This is a genomic window from Polynucleobacter sp. Fuers-14, assembly GCF_018882045.1.
GTDB lineage: Bacteria > Pseudomonadota > Gammaproteobacteria > Burkholderiales > Burkholderiaceae > Polynucleobacter.
On record NZ_JACVPG010000011.1, the window covers coordinates 13,993 to 26,982 of the forward strand.

The window sequence follows — 12,990 nt, forward strand, 5'->3', positions numbered from 1 at the left end:
CCTGCTCATAATTTAATAAAGGATGACCAAATGACTATTGCATTAAAAAAACCACAAATCTATAAAATCCTTTATTTTCAAGTACTTACAGCTGTTGTAATTGGTGTTTTGCTGGGTCATTTTTACCCAAGCTTGGGTACAGAAATGAAACCATTTGGGGATGCCTTCATTAAAGGCATCAAGATGTTAATTGCCCCCATTATTTTCTGTACGGTGGTTCTAGGTATTGCCGGCATGGAAGACATGAAGAAGGTGGGCAAAACTGGTGGACTCGCACTGTTGTACTTTGAGATTGTGAGCACGATTGCTTTGATGGTCGGCTTAGTTGTAGTGAATGTGCTTCAGCCTGGTGCTGGCATGAACATCGATCCAGCAAGCTTAGACACCAAAGGAATTGCTTCGTATACCGGGCCCGGAAAAATAGGTACTACTACAGATTTCTTAATGAATATTATCCCGAGCAGTGCGGTTGATGCATTTGCTAAGGGTGAAATTTTGCAGGTTCTTTTCATTGCAATCTTGTTTGGATTTGCATTGCATAAGTTTGGTGGTCGCGGAACAATGGTGTTCGACTTAATTGAAAAAACATCCCATGTTCTCTTTGACATGATTGGTGTGATTATGAAGTTTGCGCCTATTGGCGCATTTGGCGCAATGTCATTCACCATTGGCAAATACGGCATAGTCTCTTTATTCTCTTTGGGCAAACTCATGGGCTCGTTTTATTTAACCTGCCTACTCTTTGTGTTCATTGTTTTAGGAATCATCGCGCGAATTAATGGGTTCAATATTTTTAAATTCGTGCGCTACATTAAAGAAGAGTTGTTAATTGTTTTGGGAACTTCATCATCCGAATCCGTCTTGCCACGCATGATGGAAAAAATGGAGCTGTTGGGCGCCAAGAAAGCGTGCGTTGGTTTAGTTATTCCAACGGGTTATTCATTCAATTTAGATGGCACCTCTATTTATTTAACAATGGCTGCAGTATTTATTGCGCAAGCAACCAATACGCCGATGACACTCATGCAGGAGGTCACGCTCTTGCTAGTGCTATTGCTCACATCTAAAGGTGCAGCAGGCGTAACCGGTAGCGGCTTTATTGTTTTGGCAGCCACCCTTTCTGCTGTTGGAGATGTTCCGGTTGCTGGTTTGGCGATCATCTTGGGTATCGATCGCTTTATGTCTGAAGCGCGAGCACTGACGAATTTAGTAGGCAATGGCGTGGCTACGATTGTGGTTGCCAAGTGGACTGGCGAGCTAGATCAAAAGCAGTTAACTAGCGTCCTTAATCGCGACAATTGGATTGAAGCACAAGAGCCAGAATTGATCTTGGATCAAAAGCAAGACAAAATGCGGTGATATTTAAGTGCGCACAATATGAACGCTACAGGGAGCCTCTTCGACGATTTTGGTCATTGAGGTTCTCCAAGGTGTTACCTTATTAGGTAGCTTATGTGATGCTCCAATCAATATGAGGGAGGCATCATTGTCTTTGGCAAATTCAACGATTCGAGAGGCGGGATCAAGTGCCTCAAGTACATGATAGGAAATTCTTTCGGGCGGTAATTTGAGTGGCTTAGCCCACTCCATCAGTTGCACTAGGTGGCCGCGGACGATACCGCTAGCTGTTTGACTTTCATGATTGCCTTCATAGGTTGGTGTGCTGGCAATCGTGCTCAAGCAAATTAGGCGACTTTCAGGATAGGCCTGCAATAAATTTTTCGCTGTAACTTGCATGCGCTCACGCAGAGCTTCATCAGACTGACGCGTATCAATCGCAGCAATCATGAGGGGCGCGTCAAGGTTGCCCATACTAGGCCGGGGGCTGGGAGAGGGCTCGTAACCAGCGGCTTTGAACATGCCTTTGAGATTTTCCCAAAAGCTAGGTGGCTCAACCCGGTCGGCACGTTCGGTAAGCGTAACGCCCTCGGGGTCTCGCAACACTTGACGTAAGCGCGCTGCGCTTTGATAGCGATCGGCAGCGCGTGGCTCTAGACATCTGAGCACTACTTCTTGTAACCAGCGAGGAATTTCTCTACGAATAGCGCGTGGTGGAAAAGGTTCTGCCCACATCCGTTTACGTAGACCACTCATTGTTTGAGGGTTACCAAATGGCAGTTCGCCAGTCAGCAACTCATACATGATCACGCCAATAGAAAAAATATCACTTCGCGAATCAGAGCGAATGCCAGCTACTTGTTCTGGAGAAATATAAGGCGCAGAGCCGATACCTTTTCGCATCTCTTCTGCAAGCAAGTCTGGGTATCGAGCGTGGTGCGACAAACCAAAATCAATGAGCGTTAACTTCCCCTTCTCATCAATCAAAATATTTTCAGGCTTGACATCTAGGTGGATGGCATCTTGTGAGTGCAGTGACTGAACGGCTTGCGCTAAATCTGCCCCAATGCGTACTACCTCATCAATCGTAAATACTTTACCTTCCTTGATGTAATCTTCTAATGGCCGGCCCTCAAACCTTTCCATCGCAATATAAGGACGCGTGGCCATATTGCCTGAACCTAAATATTGAGGAACGTAAGGACTTTTTAGGGAGCGCAAGATAGTGAGTTCGGTTTCAAAGCCGATCAAACTTTCAACCGGTTGATCTCTGCCAACACGCGGGATTTTCAGCAAGATAGGGACATCTATCCCCTCTTTAGTTGCTGAAAAAAGGCTCGCCATTCCGCCGCGGTGAACTTCCTTGCCTAAAACAAATCCATCTACTATTTTGCCTTCTTGAAATATATCGTCTACTGCTTGAATGTCGGTATTGATGGGCATTGTTTATTTGCCGGTGATGAGGCGGTTTGCCAGGTCTTCTGGCAGGCCAGCGCGACGTACTTTCTCTGCGGCAGTGTAGTGATCGTAGGGCGTACGATGAAATGTAAGGGCTTCTGAAGCGGGCTCAAAAACAGCAAAGCAGGCCTCTGGATTGCCATCTCTAGGTTGACCAAGAGAGCCAACAACACCTACCCATTGGCGATGAGGTAGTACCGGAATTTCATCGCCAGGGTGTGGTGCAAATCGAATGAGTTTCCCAACAGCGCTTTGATAAAAAAGCGCTTGCTCATGTGCATGACCAACAAAAGTGTAATTTTTGCCAGAGCTTTGTACACAACGCCATGCACTCATGCTGTCAGTAATGTAATTCCACTCGGCTGGATTGTAAGCAGAGGCATGCACAAAACAAATCCGATCTTCTTGAACCATCAGAGGAAGATTTTTAAGGAAATCTACATGGTCATTATTTAATTGAGATTTAGTCCACTCAATTGCGGCATTGGCGCTGGCGTTCATTTGATTACGGCTATCCTTAAAAACAGCCTCATCATGGTTGCCAAGAAGGGCAATCGCTTTTTTATTTTCTACGAGCCCGGCAACGCGTTCAAGCAGTGCAACAGGGTCGGCGTTATAGCCCACGAGGTCCCCCAGAAACACCATGCGAGTAACGCCAAGTTCCTCGGCACGAGCCATGCAGGCATCAAAAGCCTCTAAATTGCTGTGGAGATCGGCAAATAGCCCAATACGTTCAGTCATCCCTTAATGATAGGACAAAAGGCCCCTAGAAAGAAGGGTTATAGGGGCTCGGACCATTATCTGGTCGATTTTTAAAGCGCTTGTGAACCCAGTAGTATTCGGCCGGCCGAAGTCGAATTTCTGCCTCAAAGCATTGATTAAGGCGTGCGGTGTCTGACTTGGGGTCTGCCCCAGGAAAATTCTCTAAAGGCTTCCCAATTTCGCAAAGGTAACCTGATTCATCTGCTTTTAATGTGGTGGTCATTAAGCATACGTCAGCGCCAGTAATTTTTGCTAAACGAGAAATGGTGGTGATGGTATTTGTTTGAATTCCAAAAAATGGCACAAATTCAGAATCCTTAAGGCCTAAATCAAGATCCGGCGCAATGATGATGAAGTCTCCGTTGCGAATTTCTCGGATGATCGCCTTTGCGTTGCCTTGGCGATCAATTGAATTCCCGCCAAAACGGTTGCGCCATTCCACAATTCGTTTATTAAAGAAAGGATTCTTCATTCTCTGAAAAAATCCTGAAGTGCGCGGCCAATGTTTTGTTTTGGAGAGCGCGCTCAAAATAATACTGCCCTCAATCCCTGTGAAATGCATGTTTACTAAGATGCGAGGTTTCTTGCTTGAGAGGTCAACCGCTGATTTCACCTCAATCATATTGCTCAGTTGTTTAGAGCTGCCGCACCAGATAATACTTTTCTCTACGAGACTGCGTCCAAGCAATCGCCAATGCTCTTTGGCAAGATCGTCGACTTCAGTCGGACTTAAGCTTGGAAAGCATAAATGGAGATTTGTTTTGACCACTCGACTTCTATCGCTTGGAATTCGAGCCGCAATATATCCAAGGCCGTAGCCCAGCGCAACCAGAAGCCTATAAGGCAAGAGGGCAAGAAGCTTGAGTAGAACGACGACTACTTGATTGGAAAAAGACTTCAGCAAATTAGTTTTGCTCTGATTCGTAACGGTTGATGGACTTCTTATAGCGCACTAACATTTCTTCTGTAGAGCTGATCGACATACCTAAATCATTTACTAGGCCCGTATCAAGACGATATGCCCAGCCGTGAACAGTGAGATCTTGTCCACGCGCCCAAGCATCTTGCACGATAGTTGTTTCGCATACGTTAACTACTTGTTCAATAACATTGAGTTCGCAAAGTCGATCTTGACGCTTAGGAGTTGGAATAGCTTCACCTAAATAACGCTCATGTTTTTGATGTACGTCTTTTACATGACGCAACCAGTTATCAGCAAGACCTACGCGTTGATCGCTTAGTGCCGCGTGGACACCGGCACATCCATAGTGACCAACCACCAGAATGTGCTTGACCTTAAGCAAGTCAATTGCAAATTGAATAACGGATAAACAATTTAGATCAGTGTGAACTACAACGTTAGCCACGTTGCGGTGAACAAATAGCTCGCCTGGCAATAGGTCTACGATTTCGTTTGCAGGTACGCGACTATCTGCGCAGCCAATCCAGAGATACTCTGGTGCCTGTTGGTTAACTAGGCGCTTAAAGAAGTCGGGATCTTTTGCGATCATGCCTTCGGCCCACTCTCGGTTGCTTGTAAAGAGATGCTCTAGGGCTTGAGAATTTTTGTATGGCATGTTTTCAGTTTAAAGTACTTTAATGACGCCTAATTGGTTAAAACAAACCCCCGCCGGAATAATCTTAAATTTGCATTGTCAGCCAGGAGCCAAAGTAACCAAGGTCGTTGGCCTGCATGACGGCTGTTTAAAGATTTCTTTACAGGCGCCTGCCTTGGAAAATAAGGCTAACGAGCTCTTATTGACTTGGCTTTCTAAGCAATTAAGGGTGCCTCAAAAACAAATTCAATTCGTTTCTGGTCAAAATAGCCGCAAGAAACGAGTAGAAATTTGGGGCCCCATCAGTCCCGAGCAAATTGTACAGTTGTTGAGCCCTTGATTTAAAGGTCGGCGCTTACCAAAATATTGCCCATAAGATTCCCAAAATAAGCACCCACTTGCCTATGTAATAAACGGAGCGATGTTTTGCTTTGAGCTTTTTGGCTTGTGCACGGAGATGGTAAAAATAGGTAAACAGAATATTTACAAAGCCTATTTTTTCACCTTCAACATTTTGAGATGATGCAGCGCTCATTACATAGCGCCCAAACCAGCGATTGAATAGAGTAACTGCCTTAGTGTGAACCGGGCGCTCGACATCGCAAAATAAGATGATTCTTTGCTGATCTGTTTCATTAGCAGCGAAATGAATGTAAGTTTCATCAAACATGACCGCTTCCCCATCTTTCCAGAAATAACGCTCCCCATCTACATCAATAAAGCATTTGGGGTTGTTGGGAGTAGTTAGGCCAATGTGATACCGCAAGGAGCCCGCATAGGGGTCACGGTGGCGCACCAGCGTTGCTCCAGGCGGTAGTGAGGCAAACATGGCAGCCTTGACTGAGGGAATTGATTTAAGCAGTGCAACCGTTTTGGGGCAACCTGCTTGAGCAGAGGGCACCTCTTTTCCATACCAGCAGAGGTGAAAACGCTTCCATCCAGTACGAAAGAAGGAGTTAAAGCCAATATCGTTGTATCCAGTTGCCGCAGCAATAGATCCGCCTTCCTGCAGTGAAAGCGCTTCTTGTCGAATCATTTCCCAGTTATCTTGGATGAGCTGCATTTCAGGAAATTGGCTTACTGGAATAAAAGCACCGGGTTTTACTTTTGAAAATAAATACAAAAGTGCATTTACGGGAGCCAAAAGCACTTGGTAGTCGGTAAGAGATCTAATGACCCCAAAACGAACCTTTCCTCTGAAATAGACGTAAACGGCCGATGCTATAAAAATAAAAAAGATGATGTGGCGAATTTCCATGAGCTTTGTCTAAGTGGGGTAATTGTTAATATTTTAATTTGTATATCAGCCCTAAATTGACTATTTCTTATGCTCGGATGCTCATATACTTCAAGCAGAGGGTTTGAAAACCGGCCTAGGGTTTATGTGGAGTTTTGCTAAGGATGATCTTATGAATAGCTTTATAAAGTGGCTCTTAAGCCTTGTTTTAATTGGGTTAGTGGGTATTTCAGTCTATACGTGGGGAATGCTAACTTGGAGCTATGGCAGTGGTGAGCGTGCGGGGTATGTCCAGAAATTCTCTAATCGCGGTTACGTATGCAAAACCTGGGAAGGCGAATTAGCCATGGTTTCTATGCCAGGCACAATGTCAGAAAAATTCTTCTTTACGGTGCGTGAAGATGCTGTAGCGCAAAAAATAAATGCTAATTTGGGTAAAAAGGTGGCTCTTAAGTATGAGCAACACATTGGTTTGCCAACTACCTGTTTTGGCGATACCGAGTATTTTGTTTCTGATATCACCGTTTTGGATGAGTAATTTGTAGTCGTAGTAAAAAATTGCTGTAACGCAACTTTATTTTTGTAATTTTTTGTGGTTAAAATCATGTAAGCGTAATGTGCGCTGACATCAATATCTATAAGGAGCTTCACTTGAACAAAGCCGAACTAATCGCAGCGATTGCTGACGACGCGGAGATTTCTAAAGCCAAAGCTGAATTCGCATTGAATTCTGCAATCGACACAATTATCAAAGCTGTTACTAAAGGTGACTCAGTACAACTGATCGGCTTTGGTACTTTTGCTTCTGGCAAACGTGCTGCACGTATGGGTCGTAACCCAAAAACTGGCGAGCCACTCAAAATTGCTGCTGCAAAAACTGTTAAGTTTTCTGCTGGCAAAGCATTTAAAGATTCAGTTAACAAGCGTAAGAAGTAATTCTTCCTTTGTTGATAAAAAAGCCCGGCATGCCGGGCTTTTTTATTGCATCAAAAATCTCAATCAATTCAATTCATCACTACGCTGAGTTAGCTTTGCACTAAACGACGGTGACGATGGATGCTCATTAATATTCCTGCGCCAAAGCCAAGTGTCACCAATGCAGTGCCACCATAACTAATAAATGGAAGTGGCACTCCAACTACCGGCAAGAGACCGCTCACCATACCAATGTTGACAAATGCATAGGTAAAGAAAATTAAAGTCACTGACGCACCTAAGAGGCGCGTAAATAAGTTTGGCCCGCTCGCCGAGATCGCTAAGCCTCTTTTAATGAGTGCGAAGAACAAGGCAATCAATACCAGGTTGCCTAATAAACCAAATTCCTCAGAGAACACTGCAAAGACAAAGTCAGTATGTTTTTCTGGAATAAATTCTAGATGCGCTTGCGTTCCTTGGAACCAACCTTTGCCAAAGAATCCGCCAGAGCCAATAGCAATCATGGATTGAATGGTATGAAAGCCTTTACCGAGTGGGTCGCTAGTCGGATCTAGCAGAGTGCATATGCGATGCTTTTGATAGTCGTGCACAAATGGCCACACTACATCATTGGCACAAATAGTGCCGCCAAAAATAATAATTAACAAAATGCCAATGGCGCCCAAGCCAACAAATGGCAGTATCCATTTCCACGGCAGGCCCGCCAAGATGATGACGTATAGTCCTGCTGCAAAAACGAGTAACGCAGTTCCCAGGTCTGGTTGGCGTGCGATTAAAAAAACGGGTATCGCTAAAATCACAGTAGCAACACCATAGTCCCAGGATTTTTGAATGCCTTCTCGCTTTTGAAAGTACCAAGCAAGCATCAGTGGCATCGCAATCTTCATGATCTCGGATGGCTGAATGACAACTCCAATATTGAGCCAGCGACGAGCACCCTTTTTAATGAGTCCGAATACGGCTACTGCGATTAAGAGGGCAACACCAAATCCATAAATCCAAACTGCACCCATCTCTAGCCACTTTGGTGGAATGCGTGAAACGATCCACATCACTAAAAACGAGAGTGCGAGATTGCGCAATTCATCTGTAATTTGTACGGGAGTATTTTGACTTGCAGATAAAAAAGTAAAAAAGCCAACAGCCGCTAAGCCAAGCAGAATAAAGCCTAGCTGGCGGTCTAAACCAGCGAAGATGCTGGAGAAAAATCTTTTAACTTTGATTAAGGGGCTCTTTTCCATTCCGGAACCTCCTTGGGCCACTTGCCCTCAATGTAGTAGTCCAATGCTTGACGTGCAATCGGAGCGGCATACTGCGCGCCGAAGCCTGCGTTCTCTACAACCATCGCAATCACAATGGTTGGTTTATCCGCTGGAGCAAATGCGATATACAAGGCATGGTCGCGCAAAAATTCTGCTGTGGATCCATGTTTGTAATCTTTGGAGTTCAAACTAAATACCTGCGCAGTTCCGGTTTTTCCGCCCGCTTGATATCCAGTTCCTTTAAATGCTGCGGCAGATGTGCCAGAGTTATTAACCTCGACCATGGCCTTCTTAATCACTTCAATATTCTCAGCATTGAGATCGATCCGATAACTTTCTTTTGGGGTTGTCAGCACTCTGTTGCGAGTAAATGGATCTTCAATGGCTTTGACTAAGTGCGGCTTCATCACAATACCGTTATTAGCTACGTTTGCCATGGCATGGGCTAATTGCAAGATTGTGAAAGCGTTGTAACCCTGTCCAATACCCAAGGAAATAGTTTCACCCTCGTACCACTTTTGCTGCTCAGGTTTTTTGAAAGTATTTTTCTTCCACTCGGTGGATGGCAAAACACCCCTTGCTTCGCCTTGTAAATCAATGCCAGTGATTTGACCAAAGCCCAATGGCTTCATAAAATCGGCAATCATGTTTACCCCCATGTCTCGAGCAAGCATGTAGTAATACGTGTCACAAGATTCAACAATCGACTTTTGCATATCGACAATTCCGTGACCACCTTTTTTATCATCCCGGAAGGTGTGGTTGCCAAAGTCAAAGTAGCCAGGATCCGAAATTGTTTGTGATGGAGTACGCTTTTTATTTTCTAAAGCGGCTAATGCCATGAAAGGTTTGTAAGTAGATCCGGGTGGATAGATTCCTTTTAGTGGGCGGTTATAGAGCGGCTTCTGTGGAGAGTCATTCAACTCTTTCCAAGTCACCGAATCAATGCCTTCCACAAAATCATTCGGATTGAAGTTGGGCTTAGAGACAAAAGCCAATACATCACCTGTCGCTGGTTCAATGGCCACAAATGCACCGCGGAAATTTCCATATAGTTGCTCAACTAAATATTGGAGCTTGATATCAACGGAGAGAACTACATTTTTGCCGGGAACTGAAGGGGAGCTTGAAAGTGTACGCACCGGTTTGCCGCCCGCAGTAATTTCTACTTGATCGTAACCAGGCACGCCACGCAAAACATTTTCATAGCTTTGCTCTAAACCAATCTTGCCTACGTACTGAATGCCACGCAAAAAGGAAGCCTGCAAAGCATCGGGATCATCGGCCTTGGCGTCCTCAATTTCAGTCTGCATGCGCTCTTTGTCGCGTTGCGAAACGCGGCCAATATAGCCAATCAGGTGAGAGGCTAATTCGTTGTATGGGTACTCCCGAAAGCTTCTAGCCCGGATTTCTACCCCAGGAAAGCGATAGCGATTGGCCATAAATCGGGCAGTTTCGGTCTCGTTGAGCATGGAGCGCAGGGGGAAAGTGCCCATATTGCGAGAATCCTCCAGGGAGCGCTTGAAATTGCGACGATCCCGAGGCGAAATAGCAACGATTTCAGAAAGATCATTGATGAGCTGATCTACATTCCCTTTGACTTCTTCAGCGTTCACATCCAAGGTAAGGGCAGAATAATTTCGACCAATAACGATGCCATTGCGATCAATAATGAGCCCGCGATTTGCCGGCGCTGGAACCAAGGCAATGCGATTGCTTTCAGCCAGAAGTGCGTATTTTCCGTGGCTTATTAGTTGTAGCCATACAAGACGGGTAATGAGTAGTAAAAAGCAAAACGTGACAAATAGAGTCGCAATATGAATGCGCTCTTGAAAAGAGTCGAGATCCGGTTTTTTAAAAGAAACCATGCCGCTTCTTAAAGGGGTCGATTGTGATCAACATCTATAGGGCGACGTTGCGGCGCAAGCAAGATGCGGGTAGCTAGCGGCCAAAGTATTGCTTCAATCAAAGCCTGGATCGCGCCTGTTAAGGCCCACCAATAGACTTCACCGCTGAGCAGCCAGTGTGCCAGCACAGGAAATAGCGATACCAATAAGAAAATGGGAAGTAGGTGTAGGGCTTGCGAAAGAACAGTAAGGGCCACGATACGCCTGTGCCATGAGATAGCAAGGTAGGCGACCAGAGAGTAACTAAAGGCGTGCAATCCTAATAAATCGGAATTATGTACATCCATCATCAAGCCCAAAATGAAGGCCGTGATGACACTGACATAGCGATGCTGATGAATATTCCAAAAAACAATACACAGGATTAACCAATCTGGCACCCAACCGTAATTACCAATGGGTAATAGGTTTAATAGCAGCGCACAAAATAGGCTGAAATAAATAAAGACCGGATTTACCGGGCGCAGAATATAGCCGCTCTGGAAATCGATCATTGCATGCCTCGCGCGCGAGTTTGGCGTCTGCCCGGCGTATTGCTGAGCGGCGCACCAGAAGTGGATTTGTTATTCACAGTTGCCGCTTTGGCATCAAGTTGCGGATCGTACAACAGTGCAAGCGCTTGACGATAGCGATTTACTGCCGCAACGGGAACACAAAAGACGTTAGAAGAGTTCTTATCAACATTGCGCTCTATTTTGCTAATCACTGCTACTGCAAACCCTGGAGGGTAAACGCCATCGATCCCCGAGGTCAGCAAAATATCGCCAACTTCCAAATCACTGGCTACCGGTAAATAGCGAAGTTCCAGTGGGTTGCCGCGCCCTGCGCCGAATACGGCTGCACGAAGGCCGTTGCGGGCCACTTGGACTGGAACGGCAAAATCACGGTCCTCCAACAGGGAAACCTCAGCAGAGCGCTCATAGAGACGGACCACTTGGCCCAAAATCCCGGAATCATTGGCAATCGGGTTGCCAAGCTTTAGACCATCATTACTGCCGCGATTGATTACGATGCGTTGTGAAATTGGATTGGGTGGGTTAAACAGAATTTCTACCGGCAATGTTTTGAATGGAACCTGTTTTTGCAAAGTCATGAGCTCGCGCAGGTTTTGGTTTTCCACCATCAAAAATTCAGATTGATTTGCCAGCAAAGAAAGTTCTGCTTGACGCACTTTCATTACTTGGTTTTCTTGATCAAGAGTCGATCTGGTTGTGAAATACTCAGACGTCGCTTCGAAGGCATTGCGCGGCGCCATCATGACATATTCAAGTGGACGCAAAATCCAATTGACGTTGTTGCGAATGGGGTCGAGTGCTTTGAAACGAAAATCGATCAGCATCAGAGCGATGCTGATCGACAGACAGACAATCAGTTTAAGTAAGGCCGGAATGCCCTGTCTGAAAAGTGGTGGAGCGCTATGTTGCAATTCCCTGGTCGACGTGTATGTCGCTTACTCGTGCGAGAACACTCCGCCTAACTTATCCATGCGCTCGAGTGCGATACCGCAACCACGAGCCACGCAAGTTAAGGGATCTTCTGCCACATGAATTGGCAAACCAGTTTCTTCAAGCAAGAGGCGATCGAGGTCGCGCAATAAGGCTCCGCCGCCAGTAAGCATCATGCCGCGTTCAGCAATATCGGATGCCAACTCAGGTGGAATCTGCTCGAGAGCTGCTTTTACCGCAGTCACGATTTGATTCAATGGATCAGTTAATGCTTCCAGAATTTCGTTGCTAGTAACGGTGAAGCTACGTGGAATACCTTCAGAAAGATTGCGACCCTTTACTTCCATCTCGCGCACTTCAGCGCCAGGGAAAGCTGAGCCAATCGTTTTCTTAATCAGCTCAGCAGTTTGTTCGCCAATCAACATCCCGTAGTTACGACGAATGTAATTGGTAATCGCTTCATCAAACTTATCGCCACCAACACGAACAGAGCCTTTGTAAACCATGCCGCCTAATGACATGACGCCAACTTCAGTTGTACCGCCGCCGATGTCGACAACCATCGAACCCGCAGCTTCTGAGACAGGCAAGCCAGAACCAATTGCAGCTGCCATTGGTTCTTCAATCAGAAATACTTGTGATGCACCAGCGCCTAATGCAGATTCGCGAATCGCACGACGTTCAACTTGGGTAGATCCGCAAGGAACGCAAATGATGATGCGTGGACTCGGCTTTAATAATTTGCTTTCATGCACAAGTTTGATAAATTGCTTGAGCATTTGTTCGGTGATGGTGAAGTCAGCGATAACGCCATCCTTCATTGGGCGAATGGCCTCAATATTCCCTGGAACACGACCCAACATCGCTTTTGCCTCTTTGCCGACGGCCAAAATGGTCTTTTTGCCGTTTGGCCCACCTTCTTGGCGAATTGCCACAACAGAAGGTTCATCGAGGACAATACCCCGCTCACGCATATAAATTAAGGTGTTAGCGGTTCCTAGGTCGATGGCTAGGTCATTGGAAAAGTAGCTGCGGAAAAAACCAAACATGATGTAGTGGGAAAATAGAAAGTGTTAATGAAAATATATA

14 protein-coding genes are annotated in these 12,990 nt (G+C 45.6%); 4 read left to right on the forward strand and 10 right to left on the reverse strand.

Annotated features, from left to right (window positions below):
* The first annotated feature begins 30 nt into the window (after window positions 1-30).
* Window positions 31-1,359, forward strand: a complete 1,329-nt coding sequence (locus ICN40_RS07125; RefSeq protein ID WP_216243108.1) for a dicarboxylate/amino acid:cation symporter — start codon at window positions 31-33, stop codon at window positions 1,357-1,359.
* 3 nt (window positions 1,360-1,362) lie between these two features.
* On the opposite strand, the gene ICN40_RS07130 is transcribed toward ICN40_RS07125, so the two are convergent.
* Genes ICN40_RS07130 through can form a run of 4 tightly spaced genes read right to left on the reverse strand, consistent with a single transcriptional unit; the run spans window position 1,363 to window position 5,135 of the window.
* The gene (locus tag ICN40_RS07130) at window positions 1,363-2,781 is read right to left on the reverse strand and encodes a protein kinase (protein WP_216243110.1); all 1,419 of its coding nucleotides are present in this window, start codon (window positions 2,779-2,781) and stop codon (window positions 1,363-1,365) included.
* Window positions 2,782-2,784: 3 nt separating this feature from the next.
* Window positions 2,785-3,537, reverse strand: a complete 753-nt coding sequence (locus ICN40_RS07135; RefSeq protein ID WP_216243112.1) for a metallophosphoesterase — start codon at window positions 3,535-3,537, stop codon at window positions 2,785-2,787.
* A 25-nt stretch (window positions 3,538-3,562) separates the two neighbouring features.
* On the reverse strand, window positions 3,563-4,462 hold the full coding sequence (locus ICN40_RS07140) for a lipid A biosynthesis acyltransferase (protein ID WP_216243114.1): 900 nt from the start codon (window positions 4,460-4,462) through the stop codon (window positions 3,563-3,565).
* A 1-nt stretch (window position 4,463) separates the two neighbouring features.
* Window positions 4,464-5,135, reverse strand: a complete 672-nt coding sequence (gene can, locus ICN40_RS07145) for a carbonate dehydratase (RefSeq protein WP_072582594.1) — start codon at window positions 5,133-5,135, stop codon at window positions 4,464-4,466.
* Between the two features lie 22 nt (window positions 5,136-5,157).
* On the opposite strand from can, the gene ICN40_RS07150 reads away from it, so the two are divergent.
* Window positions 5,158-5,454: a DUF167 domain-containing protein gene (locus ICN40_RS07150; protein WP_216243117.1), complete on the forward strand. Its 297-nt coding sequence runs from the start codon at window positions 5,158-5,160 to the stop codon at window positions 5,452-5,454.
* 15 nt (window positions 5,455-5,469) lie between these two features.
* On the opposite strand, the gene ICN40_RS07155 is transcribed toward ICN40_RS07150, so the two are convergent.
* Window positions 5,470-6,366, reverse strand: a complete 897-nt coding sequence (locus tag ICN40_RS07155) for an aspartyl/asparaginyl beta-hydroxylase domain-containing protein (RefSeq protein ID WP_216243367.1) — start codon at window positions 6,364-6,366, stop codon at window positions 5,470-5,472.
* A 157-nt stretch (window positions 6,367-6,523) separates the two neighbouring features.
* On the opposite strand from ICN40_RS07155, the gene ICN40_RS07160 reads away from it, so the two are divergent.
* Entirely contained in the window at window positions 6,524-6,889 is a 366-nt protein-coding gene (locus ICN40_RS07160) for a hypothetical protein (protein WP_072582885.1), read from the forward strand.
* A gap of 77 nt (window positions 6,890-6,966) precedes the next feature.
* Window positions 6,967-7,287, forward strand: coding sequence for an HU family DNA-binding protein (locus ICN40_RS07165; RefSeq protein WP_011903860.1), 321 nt, complete (start codon window positions 6,967-6,969; stop codon window positions 7,285-7,287).
* Between the two features lie 89 nt (window positions 7,288-7,376).
* Here the strand turns inward: ICN40_RS07165 and rodA are convergent, their stop codons facing one another.
* The 5 genes from rodA to ICN40_RS07190 are packed head-to-tail and all read right to left on the reverse strand — an operon-like array spanning window position 7,377 to window position 12,950.
* On the reverse strand, window positions 7,377-8,528 hold the full coding sequence (gene rodA, locus ICN40_RS07170; protein WP_216243119.1) for a rod shape-determining protein RodA: 1,152 nt from the start codon (window positions 8,526-8,528) through the stop codon (window positions 7,377-7,379).
* A complete protein-coding gene (gene mrdA / locus ICN40_RS07175) occupies window positions 8,510-10,417 on the reverse strand; it encodes a penicillin-binding protein 2 (RefSeq protein ID WP_216243121.1) in 1,908 nt (635 codons plus the stop codon). The genes rodA and mrdA overlap by 19 nt, the downstream gene beginning before the upstream one ends.
* A gap of 8 nt (window positions 10,418-10,425) precedes the next feature.
* Window positions 10,426-10,950: a rod shape-determining protein MreD gene (gene mreD, locus ICN40_RS07180; RefSeq protein WP_216243123.1), complete on the reverse strand. Its 525-nt coding sequence runs from the start codon at window positions 10,948-10,950 to the stop codon at window positions 10,426-10,428.
* A complete protein-coding gene (mreC, locus tag ICN40_RS07185; protein ID WP_215358759.1) occupies window positions 10,947-11,882 on the reverse strand; it encodes a rod shape-determining protein MreC in 936 nt (311 codons plus the stop codon). The genes mreD and mreC overlap by 4 nt, the downstream gene beginning before the upstream one ends.
* A gap of 24 nt (window positions 11,883-11,906) precedes the next feature.
* Window positions 11,907-12,950: a rod shape-determining protein gene (locus ICN40_RS07190; protein WP_068319852.1), complete on the reverse strand. Its 1,044-nt coding sequence runs from the start codon at window positions 12,948-12,950 to the stop codon at window positions 11,907-11,909.
* Window positions 12,951-12,990 lie beyond the last annotated feature (40 nt).

Coding starts and splice junctions, on each gene's coding strand:
- rodA (WP_216243119.1), bottom strand. CDS start 8,528: ATGGAAAAGAGCCCCTTAATCAAAGTTAAAAGATTTTTCTCCAGCATC.
- ICN40_RS07125 (WP_216243108.1), top strand. CDS start 31: ATGACTATTGCATTAAAAAAACCACAAATCTATAAAATCCTTTATTTT.
- ICN40_RS07150 (WP_216243117.1), top strand. CDS start 5,158: ATGACGCCTAATTGGTTAAAACAAACCCCCGCCGGAATAATCTTAAAT.
- mrdA (WP_216243121.1), bottom strand. CDS start 10,417: ATGGTTTCTTTTAAAAAACCGGATCTCGACTCTTTTCAAGAGCGCATT.
- mreD (WP_216243123.1), bottom strand. CDS start 10,950: ATGATCGATTTCCAGAGCGGCTATATTCTGCGCCCGGTAAATCCGGTC.
- ICN40_RS07160 (WP_072582885.1), top strand. CDS start 6,524: ATGAATAGCTTTATAAAGTGGCTCTTAAGCCTTGTTTTAATTGGGTTA.
- ICN40_RS07190 (WP_068319852.1), bottom strand. CDS start 12,950: ATGTTTGGTTTTTTCCGCAGCTACTTTTCCAATGACCTAGCCATCGAC.
- can (WP_072582594.1), bottom strand. CDS start 5,135: ATGCCATACAAAAATTCTCAAGCCCTAGAGCATCTCTTTACAAGCAAC.
- ICN40_RS07135 (WP_216243112.1), bottom strand. CDS start 3,537: ATGACTGAACGTATTGGGCTATTTGCCGATCTCCACAGCAATTTAGAG.
- ICN40_RS07165 (WP_011903860.1), top strand. CDS start 6,967: ATGTGCGCTGACATCAATATCTATAAGGAGCTTCACTTGAACAAAGCC.
- ICN40_RS07130 (WP_216243110.1), bottom strand. CDS start 2,781: ATGCCCATCAATACCGACATTCAAGCAGTAGACGATATATTTCAAGAA.